The sequence below is a fragment of the Leifsonia sp. GW821-FHT13C05 genome, from assembly GCF_058806515.1.
In genome coordinates, this window is record NZ_JBXAPT010000001.1 from 940,433 (window position 1) to 953,240 (window position 12,808).

At 68.7% G+C, this 12,808-nt stretch carries 13 protein-coding genes; 3 read left to right on the forward strand and 10 right to left on the reverse strand.

Features of this window, described 5'->3' with window-relative positions; translation table 11 throughout:
• Positions 1-82 precede the first annotated feature (82 nt).
• Complete coding sequence (locus AC1ROC_RS04530; RefSeq protein WP_492998360.1) at positions 83-472, forward strand: DoxX family protein; 390 nt, start codon at positions 83-85, stop codon at positions 470-472.
• 44 nt (positions 473-516) lie between these two features.
• Here AC1ROC_RS04530 and AC1ROC_RS04535 read toward each other — a convergent pair whose 3' ends face one another.
• The gene (locus AC1ROC_RS04535) at positions 517-1,206 is read right to left on the reverse strand and encodes a TetR/AcrR family transcriptional regulator (RefSeq protein ID WP_492998363.1); all 690 of its coding nucleotides are present in this window, start codon (positions 1,204-1,206) and stop codon (positions 517-519) included.
• Between the two features lie 60 nt (positions 1,207-1,266).
• Between AC1ROC_RS04535 and AC1ROC_RS04540 the strand changes: the two genes are divergently transcribed.
• Entirely contained in the window at positions 1,267-1,728 is a 462-nt protein-coding gene (locus AC1ROC_RS04540) for an anthrone oxygenase family protein (RefSeq protein WP_085370266.1), read from the forward strand.
• Positions 1,729-1,751: 23 nt separating this feature from the next.
• Here AC1ROC_RS04540 and AC1ROC_RS04545 read toward each other — a convergent pair whose 3' ends face one another.
• From AC1ROC_RS04545 to otsA, 7 genes are all read right to left on the reverse strand, one after another.
• Positions 1,752-2,480, reverse strand: a complete 729-nt coding sequence (locus tag AC1ROC_RS04545) for a copper homeostasis protein CutC (RefSeq protein ID WP_492998365.1) — start codon at positions 2,478-2,480, stop codon at positions 1,752-1,754.
• 125 nt (positions 2,481-2,605) lie between these two features.
• The gene (gene ilvC, locus AC1ROC_RS04550; protein WP_085370264.1) at positions 2,606-3,634 is read right to left on the reverse strand and encodes a ketol-acid reductoisomerase; all 1,029 of its coding nucleotides are present in this window, start codon (positions 3,632-3,634) and stop codon (positions 2,606-2,608) included.
• Positions 3,635-3,673: 39 nt separating this feature from the next.
• On the reverse strand, positions 3,674-4,183 hold the full coding sequence (gene ilvN / locus AC1ROC_RS04555) for an acetolactate synthase small subunit (protein WP_055892785.1): 510 nt from the start codon (positions 4,181-4,183) through the stop codon (positions 3,674-3,676).
• Between the two features lie 2 nt (positions 4,184-4,185).
• Positions 4,186-5,994, reverse strand: coding sequence for an acetolactate synthase large subunit (locus AC1ROC_RS04560; protein WP_247597363.1), 1,809 nt, complete (start codon positions 5,992-5,994; stop codon positions 4,186-4,188).
• Between the two features lie 49 nt (positions 5,995-6,043).
• Complete coding sequence (gene ilvD / locus AC1ROC_RS04565; protein WP_085370262.1) at positions 6,044-7,738, reverse strand: dihydroxy-acid dehydratase; 1,695 nt, start codon at positions 7,736-7,738, stop codon at positions 6,044-6,046.
• A 72-nt stretch (positions 7,739-7,810) separates the two neighbouring features.
• Positions 7,811-8,623 (reverse strand): trehalose-phosphatase, encoded by an 813-nt coding sequence (gene otsB / locus AC1ROC_RS04570; protein ID WP_492998369.1) that lies wholly within the window; start codon positions 8,621-8,623, stop codon positions 7,811-7,813.
• A gap of 40 nt (positions 8,624-8,663) precedes the next feature.
• On the reverse strand, positions 8,664-10,238 hold the full coding sequence (gene otsA / locus AC1ROC_RS04575; protein WP_085370260.1) for an alpha,alpha-trehalose-phosphate synthase (UDP-forming): 1,575 nt from the start codon (positions 10,236-10,238) through the stop codon (positions 8,664-8,666).
• Positions 10,239-10,389: 151 nt separating this feature from the next.
• Between otsA and AC1ROC_RS04580 the strand changes: the two genes are divergently transcribed.
• Positions 10,390-11,202, forward strand: a complete 813-nt coding sequence (locus tag AC1ROC_RS04580) for a sugar phosphate isomerase/epimerase family protein (protein ID WP_492998919.1) — start codon at positions 10,390-10,392, stop codon at positions 11,200-11,202.
• Here the strand turns inward: AC1ROC_RS04580 and AC1ROC_RS04585 are convergent.
• Positions 11,177-12,067: an SGNH/GDSL hydrolase family protein gene (locus AC1ROC_RS04585; protein WP_492998372.1), complete on the reverse strand. Its 891-nt coding sequence runs from the start codon at positions 12,065-12,067 to the stop codon at positions 11,177-11,179. The two genes, AC1ROC_RS04580 and AC1ROC_RS04585, sit on opposite strands and share 26 nt — an antisense overlap.
• 74 nt (positions 12,068-12,141) lie before the next feature.
• A complete protein-coding gene (locus AC1ROC_RS04590; RefSeq protein WP_492998373.1) occupies positions 12,142-12,801 on the reverse strand; it encodes a TetR/AcrR family transcriptional regulator in 660 nt (219 codons plus the stop codon).
• Between the last annotated feature and the right edge of the window lie 7 nt (positions 12,802-12,808).

The window sequence follows — 12,808 nt, forward strand, 5'->3', positions numbered from 1 at the left end:
ATGACGATCCGTGCGCCAGAAACCGCACGTTCAGGTCGCCGCGCGCGCGGCGCATCCAGGAAGGCAGGGCAGACTGGGAGGCGTGACCGCCTTCGAAACCGTCCAGCTCGTCGTGCGGATCGCGCTCGCGTGCGTGTTCGTGGGGATGGGCGTCCTGCACTTCGTTCCCGGACCCGCCCGCGGAATGGCCGCGATGATCCCGCCCCGGATGCGCTGGGGCGCGCCGTTCAGCCCGCGCGTCCTCGTCGCACTGACGGGCGTGTGCGAGCTGGCGGGCGGGGTCGGCCTGCTCGTGCCGTGGACGCGGGTGGCGGCGGCGATCTGCCTCGCGGTGTTCCTCGTCGCGGTGTTCCCCGCCAACGCGTACGCGGCGCGGCACAAGGAACGGTTCGGCGCGTTCGGCACCCCGCTCATCGCGCGCCTGCTGCTGCAGCTCCTGCTGATTGGGCTGTGCGTGTTCTGCGCGCTCTGAAGGCCACCTTCGCCGGGCCCATCGGGACAGCTTGGATCGTACTGTCAGCGCGCCCTGAGCACCGCGTCCAGGGCGGCGACCACCGTGGATGCGCGGGTCACGTCGGCGGCGACCGCCGCGCGCAGTTGCGCGACCGGCGTGCGTGCCGCGAGTTCGCGGCGCAGGGCGACGGCCTGGATGTCGGTCAGCCCGACGAGCGCCGTGGCCGCGATCCGGGGCTCAGGGTCGGCGGCTTCGAAGCCGTAGCGGGCGGCGAGCGACCCGGCGGCCAGGGCGACGAGCGCATCCTGTTGCTCGCGCTGGTGGGCGCGCAACGACGGCGTCTCGGCGATGAGGGCGCCGAACCTGGCGGTCTTGTCGTACGCCGCGCGCTCGTCCGGTTGGGCGGCGATCCAGTCGGCGAGACGTCCGAGTTCCCGGTCGAGCATCGTCGCGACCGCGGCTGCGGGCGGGGTGGTGTGGTCGGCCAGCGCGCGTCGCAGTCCGGCCTCGGTGGCGTCGCCGCGGTCGAGCAGCAGGGCCTCTTTGCTGGGGAAGTAGTTGAACACCGTCTTCTCGGAGACGCCGCAGACGCGGGCGATCTCTGCGACCTGGACCGCGGCGAACCCGCGCTCGACGAACAGTTCGGTGGCGGTGTCGGACAGCAGCCGACGCATCCTGCGCTTCTTCTGCTCGCGGAGGCCGAGCTGCTCCCCCGCGTCGTCGTGGTCCCAGACCACCGTTCGGTCGCTCATGCCATTGATTTTACAGCAACCATATTTATACTGTCACTGTAAGTGTCGAAAGGGGTAAGCGTGTCCGCTCTTCTGGTGGCCGGCATCGTGCTGGTGGGGTTGGTCGTCGGCGTGTACTGGGGGCCGTGGATCGCGCTCACCCGCACCATCGCGACGTTCGAGCCTGCCGTGCTCCTGCCGCTCGTCGCGCGGCTCAGCGCGAACCTCGCCCCCGTGATGACCGTGCTGATGCCGCTCGCGCTGCTCGTGGTGGCGGCCGTGGTCGCGGTCGCGGCGTTCGGACACCCGGTCACCCTCATCCTGGGTGCCGTCGCGTTCGTGCTCCTGGCGCTCACCCTGGTGGTGACGATTGCGGTCGAGGTGCCGATCGTCAAGACCATCGAATCCTGGACCGTCGACACGCTCCCACCCGACTGGCGCGCACGCCGCGACCGCTGGGTGTCGTTCCACCTGTTGCGCGTGATCCCGGGCGTCGTGGCGCTCGCGCTGCTCGCCACGGCCGCGGTGACCTACCCGCTCTGACCATGCCAACCACGCTCCCCCGCTCAGTACGCGGCGGCCAGCGCCTCCCGCACGACCGCGGCGTCCGTCACGTCGTACGATGCAGCACCGCCGCCGGGACCGGACGGCGAGCCCGTCACGGTCGTGCGCGCCGAGAGGTGCACCGCATCCACGCCGGTCGCCGCGATGCCTGCGATGTCGGTGACGCCGACTCCCCCGCCTGCCATCACCTGCACGCGGCCGGCGGACTCGGCGGCGAGGGCGGCGAGCATCCCGACGCCGTCGATGCTGCGGGATGCTCCTCCCGACGTCAGGATGCGGCGGACGCCGAGCGCGGCGAGCGTGTCAAGGGCGCCGAGAGGGTCCGGCGCGATGTCGATGGCGCGGTGGAAGGTGACGTCGAGGTCGCCGGCCTCGGCGACGAAGCGGGCGAACGCGTCCGTGTCCACGGCCCCGACGGCGTCCAGTGCGCCCACCACGACACCGGATGCGCCGGCGCGCCTGGCGTAGCGGATGTCGGCCAGCGCCAGCTCCACCTCGTCGGCGTCGTAGACGAAACCTCCGGCGCGGGGGCGGATCAGGACGTGCACGAAACCGTCGCGCCCCGCGCTCTGCGCTTCGGCGACCGCCGCCTCGATGAGGCCGGCGGAGGGCGTGAGGCCGCCGACGCCGAGCGCGGAGCAGAGCTCGATGCGGTCGGCGCCCGCCTCCAGGGCGACGCGAACGCCCGCCCTGTCCTGGACAGCGATCTCGACGGCGAGACGACGGGACACGGGAACCTCCGGGGTGTGAGCGCGGAACGCGCGCGATGAGAGCGTGAAAAGCAGAAGAGGTGCCGACCTCCGCCGGAGCGGAAGCGGCACCTCTTCAGAGTAGCCAGTCGGTCGCTAGGCGACGATCAGCGCGCGACCTCGCCGTCGACGTAGTCGTCGTCGTTCGACGCGTTCCAGGCGAACAGCTTGCGCAGCTCGCGGCCGGTGGCCTCGATCGGGTGCTGCTCGCCCTTCTTGCGGAGCGCGAGGAACTCCGGCGCTCCTGCATCCTGGTCGGCGATGAAACGCTCGGCGAACGCGCCGGACTGGATGTCGGCGAGAACGGCCTGCATGTTCTCCTTGACGTGCGGGTCGATGACGCGCGGGCCGGAGACGTAGTCGCCGTACTCAGCGGTGTCGGAGACGCTCCAGCGCTGCTTGGCGATGCCGCCCTCCCACATCAGGTCCACGATGAGCTTGAGCTCGTGCAGCACCTCGAAGTATGCGACCTGCGGCTGGTAGCCCGCCTCGGTCAGAGTCTCGAAACCGTACTGGACGAGCTGCGAGACACCGCCGCAGAGCACGGCCTGCTCACCGAACAGGTCGGTCTCGGTCTCCTCGGTGAAGGTCGTCTTGATGCCGCCGGCGCGGAGGCCGCCGATGCCCTTGGCGTAGCTGAGGACGAGGGGCCACGCGTTGCCGGTGGCGTCCTTCTCGACGGCGACGATCACGGGGACGCCACGGCCGGCCTCGTACTCGCGGCGCACCGTGTGGCCCGGGCCCTTCGGGGCGACCATGATGACGTCGACGCCCTCCGGGGCCTCGATGTAGCCGAAGCGGATGTTGAAGCCGTGGCCGAAGACGAGCGCGTTGCCCTCTTCGAGGTTCGGCTGGATGTCGTCGGCGTAGAGGTGACGCTGCACCTGGTCCGGCGCGAGGATGACGATGACGTCGGCCCACTTCGCCGCGTCCGCGGCGCTCAGGACCTGGAAGCCTGCCTCTTCGGCCTTGGGCTTCGACTTCGAGCCCTCCTTGAGGCCGATGACGACCTCGACGCCGGAGTCGCGGAGGTTCTGCGCGTGCGCGTGACCCTGCGAGCCGTAGCCGATGACGGCGACCTTCTTGCCCTGGATGATCGACAGGTCAGCATCGTTGTCGTAGTAGATCTCAGCCACTGGGGGATTCTCCTTGTTCGTGTGGTTCTGCAGAAACGGTTAGTTCTTGAAAACGCGCTCGGTGATGGACTTCGAGCCGCGGCCGATCGCGAGGAGGCCGGACTGCGCCATCTCCTTGATCCCGTACGGTTCGAGCACCTTGAGCAGCGCCTGGGTCTTTCCGCTGTCGCCCGTGACCTCGATCACGAGGGCGTCCGTGGCCACGTCGACGACGCGGGCGCGGAACAGGTTGACGGCTTCGAGCACCTGCGAGCGGGTGGTGTTGTCGACGCGCACCTTGATCAGCAGGTGCTCGCGTTGCACGGACTGCGCAGGGTCGAGCTCCACGATCTTGATGACGTTGATCAGCTTGTTCAGCTGCTTGGTTACCTGTTCGAGCGGGAGGTCTTCGACGTCGACGACGACCGTGATGCGGGAGAGGCCGTCGACCTCGCTCGTACCCACCGCCAGGGATTCGATGTTGAAGCCGCGGCGTGCGAACAGACCGGCGACACGGGTCAGCAGACCCGGCTTGTCCTCGACGAGGAGGCTCAGAACGTGCGTGCTCATGTCTACTCCTCTCCGAAGGCGGGGCTGTGGTCGCGGGCGTACTGGACGTAGCTGTTGCTGACGCCCTGCGGAACCATCGGCCAGACCATCGCGTCCGCGCTCACGACGAAGTCGATGACCACGGGACGGTCGTTGGTCTCCAGCGCCAGCTTGATCGCCGCATCCACTTCCTCTTCCTTCGTGACGCGGATTCCGAGAGCGCCGTACGCCTCTGCCAACTTCACGAAGTCGGGAACGCGCACGGTGTCGTGGCCGGTGTTCAGGTCGGTGTTGGAGTACCGGCCGTCGTAGAACAGCGTCTGCCACTGGCGGACCATGCCGAGCGACGAGTTGTTGATGATCGCGACCTTGATCGGGATGTTGTTGATCGTGCAGGTGGCGAGTTCCTGATTGGTCATCTGGAAGCAGCCGTCGCCGTCGATCGACCACACCACGCGGTCGGGCTGGGCCACCTTGGCGCCCATCGCGGCGGGCACCGAGTATCCCATCGTGCCTGCCCCACCCGAGTTGAGCCACGCGTTCGGCCGCTCGTACTTGATGAACTGCGCCGCCCACATCTGGTGCTGGCCGACCCCGGCGGTGTAGATGCCCTCCGGTCCGGTCAGCTCGCCGATCCGCTGGATGATGTGCTGCGGGGCGAGCAGGCCGTCCGTCGTCGGCGAGAACCCGAGCGGGAACTCCTCGCGGAGCCCGTTCAGGTACGTCCACCATTCGACGGTGTCGGGCGCCTGGTCTTTCGCGGCCTCTTTGAAGGCGGCGGTCAGATCGACGATGACGTCTTTGGCATCGCCGACGATGGGCACGTCGGCGATCCGGATCTTGGAGATCTCAGCCGGGTCGACATCGACGTGGACGACTTTCGCGTTCGGAGCGAACAGCGAGGTGTTGCCGGTGACGCGGTCGTCGAACCGCGCGCCGAGCGACACGATGAGGTCGGACTCCTGGAGCGCGAGCACCGCGGGGACGGTGCCGTGCATCCCGGGCATGCCGAGGTGCTGCTTGTGGGAGTCGGGGAACGCGCCGCGCGCCATCAGCGTGGTGGTGACGGGCGCCCCGGTGACCTCGGCGAGCTCGAGGAGCTCCTGGGAGGCGCGGGAGCGGATGACGCCGCCGCCCACGTAGAGGATCGGCTTCTTCGCCTCCGCGAGCAGCTGCGCCGCCGCGAGGATCTGCTTGCCGTGCGCCTTGGTGATCGGACGGTAGCCGGGCAGGTCGACCTTGGGCGGCCAGATGAACGGCACCGTGTTCTGCTGCGCGTCTTTGGTGATGTCGACGAGCACCGGGCCGGGACGGCCGGTTCCCGCGATGTGGTACGCCGCTGCGATGGTGGACGGGATGTCCTCCGCGCGCTTCACCAGGAAGGAGTGCTTGGTGATCGGCATCGTGATGCCGACGATGTCCGCCTCCTGGAACGCATCCGTTCCCATCAGGGTGGAGAAGACCTGGCCCGTGATGAACACCACGGGGACCGAGTCCATGTGGGCGTCCATGATGGCCGTGACGAGGTTGGTCGCTCCGGGACCGGAGGTGGCCATCGCCACGCCGACCTTGTTGCTCGACGAGGCGTAGCCCTCTGCGGCGTGGCCGGCGCCCTGCTCGTGCCTGACCAGGATGTGACGGATCTTGGTGGAGTCCATGATCGCGTCGTAGATGGGGAGGATGGCTCCACCCGGGAGCCCGAAGACGTCGGTGACGCCGAGGAGTTCCAGGGTACGGACGACGGACTGGGAGCCCGTCAGCGATTCGGGCGACGCCTTTCCAGGCGTCGCGGATGGCAACACGGTACTAGGAGAACTGGGTTCCGAGGACATGTGTGGGCGAGTCCCTTACGTACGAAACGGATGATGCGAGGAAGCGGAGCTACCCCGTGACCGCGCCCTCCGCAGCGGAGTGCACGAGCTTGGAGTACTTCGCGAGAACGCCACGGGTATAGCGCGGGGGAAGAGGCGCCCAGCCTTCACGGCGGGCGGTCAGCTCTGACTCATCGACAAGTAGGTCGAGGGAGCGAGCCGCGATATCGACCCGTATCAGATCACCATCGCGCACGAAGGCGATGGGACCTGCGTCCACCGCTTCGGGTGCTATGTGGCCGATGCAGAGGCCGGTTGTGCCGCCTGAGAATCGTCCGTCCGTCAATAGTAGTACATCCTTGCCGAGGCCCGCGCCCTTGATGGCGGCGGTGATGGCGAGCATCTCGCGCATCCCCGGGCCGCCCTTCGGGCCCTCGTAGCGGATGACCACGACATCGCCGGCCTTGATCTTGCCTTCCGTCAGAGCATCCATTGCTCCGCGCTCGCGCTCGAACACGCGAGCGGGACCCTCGAAGACCTCGGCGTCGAAGCCCGCGGTCTTGACGACGGCGCCCTCCGGAGCGAACGACCCCTTGAGGATCGTGATGCCGCCGGTGGCGTGGATGGGGTTGTCGAGGCTGCGCATGACCTCGCCGTCCGGAGCGGGCGGGTTGATCTCCGCGAGGTTCTCCGCGACGGTCTTGCCGGTGACGGTGAGGCAGTCGCCGTGCAGGAGACCGGCGTCGAGCAGCGCCTTCATGACGACGGGGACGCCGCCGTGACGGTCGACGTCGTTCATCACGTACTTGCCGAACGGCTTGAGGTCGCCGATGTGCGGGACCTTGTCTCCGATGCGGTTGAAGTCGTCGATCGTGAGGTCGACCTCCGCCTCGCGGGCGATGGCGAGCAGGTGGAGCACGACGTTGGTGGAGCCGCCGAACGCCATGGCCACCGCGATGGCGTTCTCGAACGCCTTCTTGGTGAGGATGTCGCGCGCGGTGATGCCGAGCTTGAGCAGGTTGACCACGGCCTCGCCCGAGCGGTGGGCGAAGTAGTCGCGGCGGCGGTCTGCCGAGGGCGGCGCTGCCGAGCCGGGAAGGCTCATGCCGAGCGCCTCTGCGACGGAGGCCATGGTGTTGGCGGTGTACATGCCGCCACAGGCACCCTCGCCCGGGGCGATGGCGCACTCGATGCGCTTGAGGTCTTCTTCGCTCATCTTGCCCGCCTTGCAGGCGCCGACGGCCTCGAAGGAGTCGATGATCGTGACGTCCTTCTCCGTGCCGTCGGAGAGCTTGACCCAGCCGGGGGCGATCGAGCCCGCGTAGAGGAAGACGGCGGAGAGGTCGAGACGCGCCGCGGCCATCAGCATGCCGGGGAGCGACTTGTCGCAGCCGGCGAGCAGGACGGTGCCGTCGAGGCGTTCCGCCATCATGACGGTCTCGACGGAGTCAGCGATGACCTCACGCGAGACGAGGGAGAAGTGCATGCCCTCGTGGCCCATCGAAATGCCGTCGGAGACGGAGATCGTGCCGAACTGCAGCGGGTATCCGCCACCGGAGTGGACGCCCTCTTTCGCGCCCTGTGCGAGGCGGTCGAGCGACAGGTTGCAGGGGGTGATCTCGTTCCAGGAGCTCGCGATTCCGATCTGCGGCTTCTCCCAGTCGGCGTCGCCCATTCCGACAGCCCGAAGCATCCCGCGGCTCGTGGTTGCTTCGATTCCGTCGGTGACGACGCGCGAACGCGGTTTCCAATCGATGTCTGGCATGGATCAACTCTAGGACGTTCGGGATGCCGCTCTGAACATATGACCGAGACCGGTGGATAACCCGCGAAGAGGTCAGGCTGTGGAGGACTGCCTGGCGTCCGCGAGCAGGCTCAGCATCGTCGCGACGGCGGTCTCGTCGGCGAGGCGGAACTGCGCTGCCGTCTCCCCTTCTCCCACCTTGATGCCGACGTCTCCGGCGCCCGGGCGGAGCACCGCGAAGCCGTCCTCGTCCGTCACGTCGTCTCCGGCGAACAGCACGGCCGTCGCCTTCGTGTACTCGCGCAGGCGCTCGATGCCGTCGCCCTTGTTGGCGCCGCGCACCGAGAACTCGATGATGTCCTTGCCGTCGCGGACGGTGAGCTTGTCGCTGACCGAGGCGGCAGCGGCGTACGCGGCCTCGACCACCTTCTTGCCCTCCTCCTCGCCGAGCAGCCGGTAGTGGACGCCGTAGCCGACGGGCTTGGTCTCCAGGCGCGTTCCCTCCGTGGACGACACGAGCGCGCCGAGCACGTCTCCGAGCTTCTGCAGCGTCTCCTGCTCGTCGATGCTGAGGTCGAGCGATACGCCGTCGCGGCCGAACCGGATCTCGACGCCGTGCGAGCCGATGAGCAGCGCATCCGGATCGGCCTCCGTCACGATCTCGAGGCTCGACAGCGGTCGGCCGGAGATGTACGCGACCCAGGTGTTCGGCAGGGCTTCGAGCCTGTCGAGCGCCTCCTTGGCCTGCGGGAGCATCCTGGCCGCCTTGGGACGGTCGACGAACGGCGCGAGCGTGCCGTCGAAGTCGAGGGCGAGGAGGACGCGCTCCTCCGACGCGAACGCGCGGAGGGCGTCGACGAGGGCGACGGCGGAGGCGGACGGTGTTGCGGGGGCTGTCTCTGTCATGCTTCTTTCTCAGGTGATACTGCGGCTGGATACGCGCCGGTCAGCGCCGGTTGACGGGCGGGTTCTGCAACGGGTGGTCTCCGTGCGCGCTGCGCGTCAGAGCATCCAGGAAGGATGCGGACCACTTGGCCACATCGTTGGTGAGGACGCGCTTGCGCAGGGCGCGCATCCTGCGTGTCCTCTCCCTCCTCGGCATCGCGATCGCCTGCTGGATGGTCTCCTTCAGCCCCTCGATGTCGTGCGGGTTGATGAGGAGCGCCTGGCGCAGTTCGTCCGACGCCCCGGCGAATTCGCTGAGCACCAGCACGCCGTCGTCGTCCGCGCGGGTGGCGACGTACTCCTTCGCGACCAGGTTCATCCCGTCGCGGAGGGCGGTGACCAGCATCACGTCTGCCGCGAGGTAGAGGGCGACCATCTCCTCGCGCGGGTAGCCGTGGTGCAGGTAGGCAATCGCGGTGTGGCCGAGGGTGGAGTAGTCGCCGTTGATGCGGCCGACGGTCAGCTCGATCTCGTCGCGCAGCTGCATATACGTCTCGACGCGCTCGCGGCTGGGGCTGGCGACCTGCACGAGCGTGACGTGCTCCGAGTCGAGCTTGCCCTCCGCGAGGAGTTCGCCGAACGCCTTGAGCCTGTGCCCGATGCCCTTGGTGTAGTCGAGTCGGTCGACGCCGAGCAGGATCTTCTCCGGGTTGCCGAGCTCTTCCCTGATCTGCCTGGCGCGCTCCTGGATCTCCGGCCGCTTCGCCAGCTCCTGGTACCGCTCGGCGTCGATCGAGATCGGGAACTGCCTGGCGAGGACGGTCCGGGCCAGTCCCCCGTGCTTGTTGGTGGTCACGTGACGGTGCGACCCGGCATCCGGATCGTCGGTGTCGATCGGCACCTCGATGATCGGGCCGCGCGTCTCGTAGCCCTTCAGGCGCCGGACGGCGCGGGAGAAGTTCCCGGCGTCCGCGACGCGCTGGAAGCCGATCACGTCCGCGCCGAGCAGGCCGTCGATGATCTGCCTGCGCCACGGCAGTTGGGAGTAGATGCCGTACGGCGGGAACGGGATGTGGTTGAAGAAGCCGATCACGAGGTCAGGGCGCTGCGCCCTCAGCATGGCGGGGACGAGCTGCAGCTGGTAGTCGTGCACCCAGACAACGGCGCCCTTCGCCGACACGGCGGCGGCGGCATCGGCGAAGCGCTGGTTGACCTTCACGTAGGTGTCCCACCACTCGCGGTGGAAGCTCGGCTGCGCGATCACGTCGTGGTAGAGCGGCCAGAGGGTGTCGTTGGAGAAGCCCTCGTAGTACTCCTGCAGGTCCTGCTCGCTGAGGCGCACGGGCAGGATGTTGATGCCGTCCGCCTCGAACGGGTCGATGTCCTCGTCCGCGACGCCCGCCCAGCCGATCCAGACGCCGTCCTCCGCCCGCATGACGGGCTCCAGAGCGGCGACGAGTCCCCCGGGAGACGGCCGCCAGCTGGCCGTTCCGTCGTCGTCGGTGACCCGGTCGACGGGGAGTCTGTTGGAGACGATGACGAGATCGTACGTCTCGGTGTCCGTCGTCGTTTCCGTGCTGGTGGAGGAGGTTCGGTGGGGTGAGATGGTGTGTCCAATCCGTCGGGTCGCGGCCATTGCGCACTGTATGCCAGGGTACCAGCGTGTTCTAGCCCTCCCCAGGGGCGGCGGCCCGACGGCGGCCCGGCGGCGGCCCGGCGGCGGCGCGGCTCGCGTTCGCACGGCGGTCATGCTGCGTTCAGCGCGCGTGGGTACAGTGTCGCGCGTGATGCGAATCGGCATGAGCACGTCGTGCGTCTACCCGCTGGCCGTCGAGCACGGTTTCCGCCTGGCGGCCGAGGCGGGCTTCGACGGCGTCGAGGTGATGGTCACCCGCGACGAGACCACCCAGTCCCCGGATGCGCTGCTCGCCCTCTCCGACAGCTACCGGATGCCCATCCTCTCCATCCACGCGCCGGTGCTGCTCCTGACGCACTTCGTCTGGGGCCGCGACCCGCGCGTGAAGCTGGAGAAGTCGGCCGAGCTGGCGGCGGCGGTCGGCGCGGACACCGTGGTCGTGCATCCACCGTTCCGCTGGCAGTCCGGCTACGCGGAGGACTTCCTGGCGATCGTCCGCGAGACCGCCGACGCGAGCGGCGTCAGCATCGCGGTGGAGAACATGTTCCCGTGGAAGCTGGCAGGCAGGGCGCTCGCCGCGTACTCCCCCGGCTGGAACCCGGCGGCCATGGACTGCGACGCGGTCACGCTCGACTTCTCGCACGCCGCGCTGAGCGGCGTCGACTCCCTCGCCCTGGCCACCGAACTCGGCGACCGTCTGCGCCACGTCCACCTCTGCGACGGGTCGGGCCCGCTCGACGAGAACCGCGTGTTCGACGAGCACCTCCTCCCCGGCCACGGCGGCGAACCGGTCGCCGAGGTGCTCAGGATGCTCGCCGGCCGCCGCTGGTCGGGCAGCATCGTCGCCGAGGTCAACACCCGCAAGGCGCGCACCGACGACGAACGGCTCGGGATGCTCCGCGAGACCGCCGCGTTCGCCCGCGAGAACACGGGGTCGGCTACTGCGCCTTCCCCAGCGTCCTGACGAGCGCCCGCGCGTACTCCCGGTATCCGGCGGCCGTCGGGTGGAAGGCGGCGAACCCCGAGGTGTTGACCCACGGGTTCTTGTTGCCGATGCCGTGCCCATCGAAGTCGACGCCGACGAACGTCATCGGCACGCCTTTCGCCCTCTGCTCGTCGACCGCGGTGCGGATGACCTCGTTGAGGCCGATGGTCGCCGCGTTGATGGCGGCCGCCATCCCGAAGTCCGGGGCGTTGGGGTCGGAGGCGTCGTACATGACCGCGTATCCGGTGACGACGATGCGCGCGTTCGGCGCGGCCTTCGCGACCGCCGCGTAGACCGCATCCAGCCGGTCGGGAAGCACGTTCAGCAGGGAGAGCGCGCTCGACAGTTCGTTGCGGCACGGGATGGCCTTGCCCGCCGCACAGTCGGACGCGATGTCCGCGACGCCGAGATCGTTGCCCCCGATGCTGAGGGTGACGAGATCAGTGCGGTCGTCGAGGGCGATCAGCTGACGCTTGAGCAGATCGGACGTGGTGGCGCCGCTGCACGACGCATTCGCGATCAGGTCGACGCCGGACTCCTCGGCGAACACGTCCGGGTAGCTCTTCGTACTGCTCACGCACTTGCCCGTCTCGCCGCCCGCGCCCATCCCGGCCGCGAACGAGTCGCCGAGCGCGACATAGCGGGTCTCCGGGGTGAGCGGCTCATCCGGGAACGGGTCGACGGTGGGCGTGGGCGTCGGCGTCTCGCGCGCGGCGACGGGGCGGCCGTCCTGGGAGTCGTGACGCGCGTTCGAGGTCGCCGACCACGCGAAGGCCGCTGCGCCGGCGAGCACGCCGACGACGACCACGGCGATGATCGGGATGACGATGGCTCTGCGTCGCATCCGATCAACGTTACCTGCGCATCCTTGGCGCCCGCTCGACGTCCGCCGTGGCTGGGCTCAGTGTGCGCTGTGCCTCACACCCGCTCGGTCAGCGCCAGCAGCACCGCGGGCACGCTGGCCGACAGGCGCTCGGAGAAGGCGCGCTCGTCTCCGGTGAGTAGTGCCCTCGCCTCGGCGTTCGCGCAGAGTTCGGCGATGACGCGCACCGCTTCCTCCGGCGCGATGGTGAAGCGGCGGTGGGCCGTCTCGAGTGCTGCCTCGACAATCTCGGTGAGTTCGGAGAAGAAGCCGTCCTGGTAGCGGACGAAATCGGCTGCGATGGCGGGGTCGCGCATCGCGAGGAGCAGGAACTCGGACTGGACGAGCCACCAGCGACGGTCGTCGGACTGCAGTTCGAGCACCTTGGCGACGATGTCGACGACGTCGTCGTCGCCGATGGTCACACCGTCTCCGACCTTGGGCGCCAGGTATTGCGCGACACCGGCGTTCAGCTGTTCGATGCGCATGGTCTTCTCGCGCTCCATCAGCGCGAAGAACAGCTCCTCCTTGGTGGAGAAGTTGGAGTAGAAAGCGCCGCGGGTGAAGCCGGCCGCCTCGGTGATCATCTCGACGCTGGCCGCGTGGACGCCGTGCTCGGCGAAGATATCGAAGGCCGCGTCGAGCAGGCGGGAGCGGGTCTTCTGGCGGCGCGCCGACTCGGCCGGCGCTTCGTCTCTGAGAGCTGTCGTTTCCAAGCTGAAA

What these genes read in the sequence shown, in the direction of transcription:
- AC1ROC_RS04585 (WP_492998372.1), bottom strand. Translation starts at nt 12,067, where the DNA reads ATGCGACGCAGAGCCATCGTCATCCCGATCATCGCCGTGGTCGTCGTC.
- AC1ROC_RS04560 (WP_247597363.1), bottom strand. Translation starts at nt 5,994, where the DNA reads ATGTCCTCGGAACCCAGTTCTCCTAGTACCGTGTTGCCATCCGCGACG.
- otsA (WP_085370260.1), bottom strand. Translation starts at nt 10,238, where the DNA reads ATGGCCGCGACCCGACGGATTGGACACACCATCTCACCCCACCGAACC.
- ilvN (WP_055892785.1), bottom strand. Translation starts at nt 4,183, where the DNA reads ATGAGCACGCACGTTCTGAGCCTCCTCGTCGAGGACAAGCCGGGTCTG.
- AC1ROC_RS04580 (WP_492998919.1), top strand. Translation starts at nt 10,390, where the DNA reads ATGCGAATCGGCATGAGCACGTCGTGCGTCTACCCGCTGGCCGTCGAG.
- AC1ROC_RS04535 (WP_492998363.1), bottom strand. Translation starts at nt 1,206, where the DNA reads ATGAGCGACCGAACGGTGGTCTGGGACCACGACGACGCGGGGGAGCAG.
- ilvD (WP_085370262.1), bottom strand. Translation starts at nt 7,738, where the DNA reads ATGCCAGACATCGATTGGAAACCGCGTTCGCGCGTCGTCACCGACGGA.
- otsB (WP_492998369.1), bottom strand. Translation starts at nt 8,623, where the DNA reads ATGACAGAGACAGCCCCCGCAACACCGTCCGCCTCCGCCGTCGCCCTC.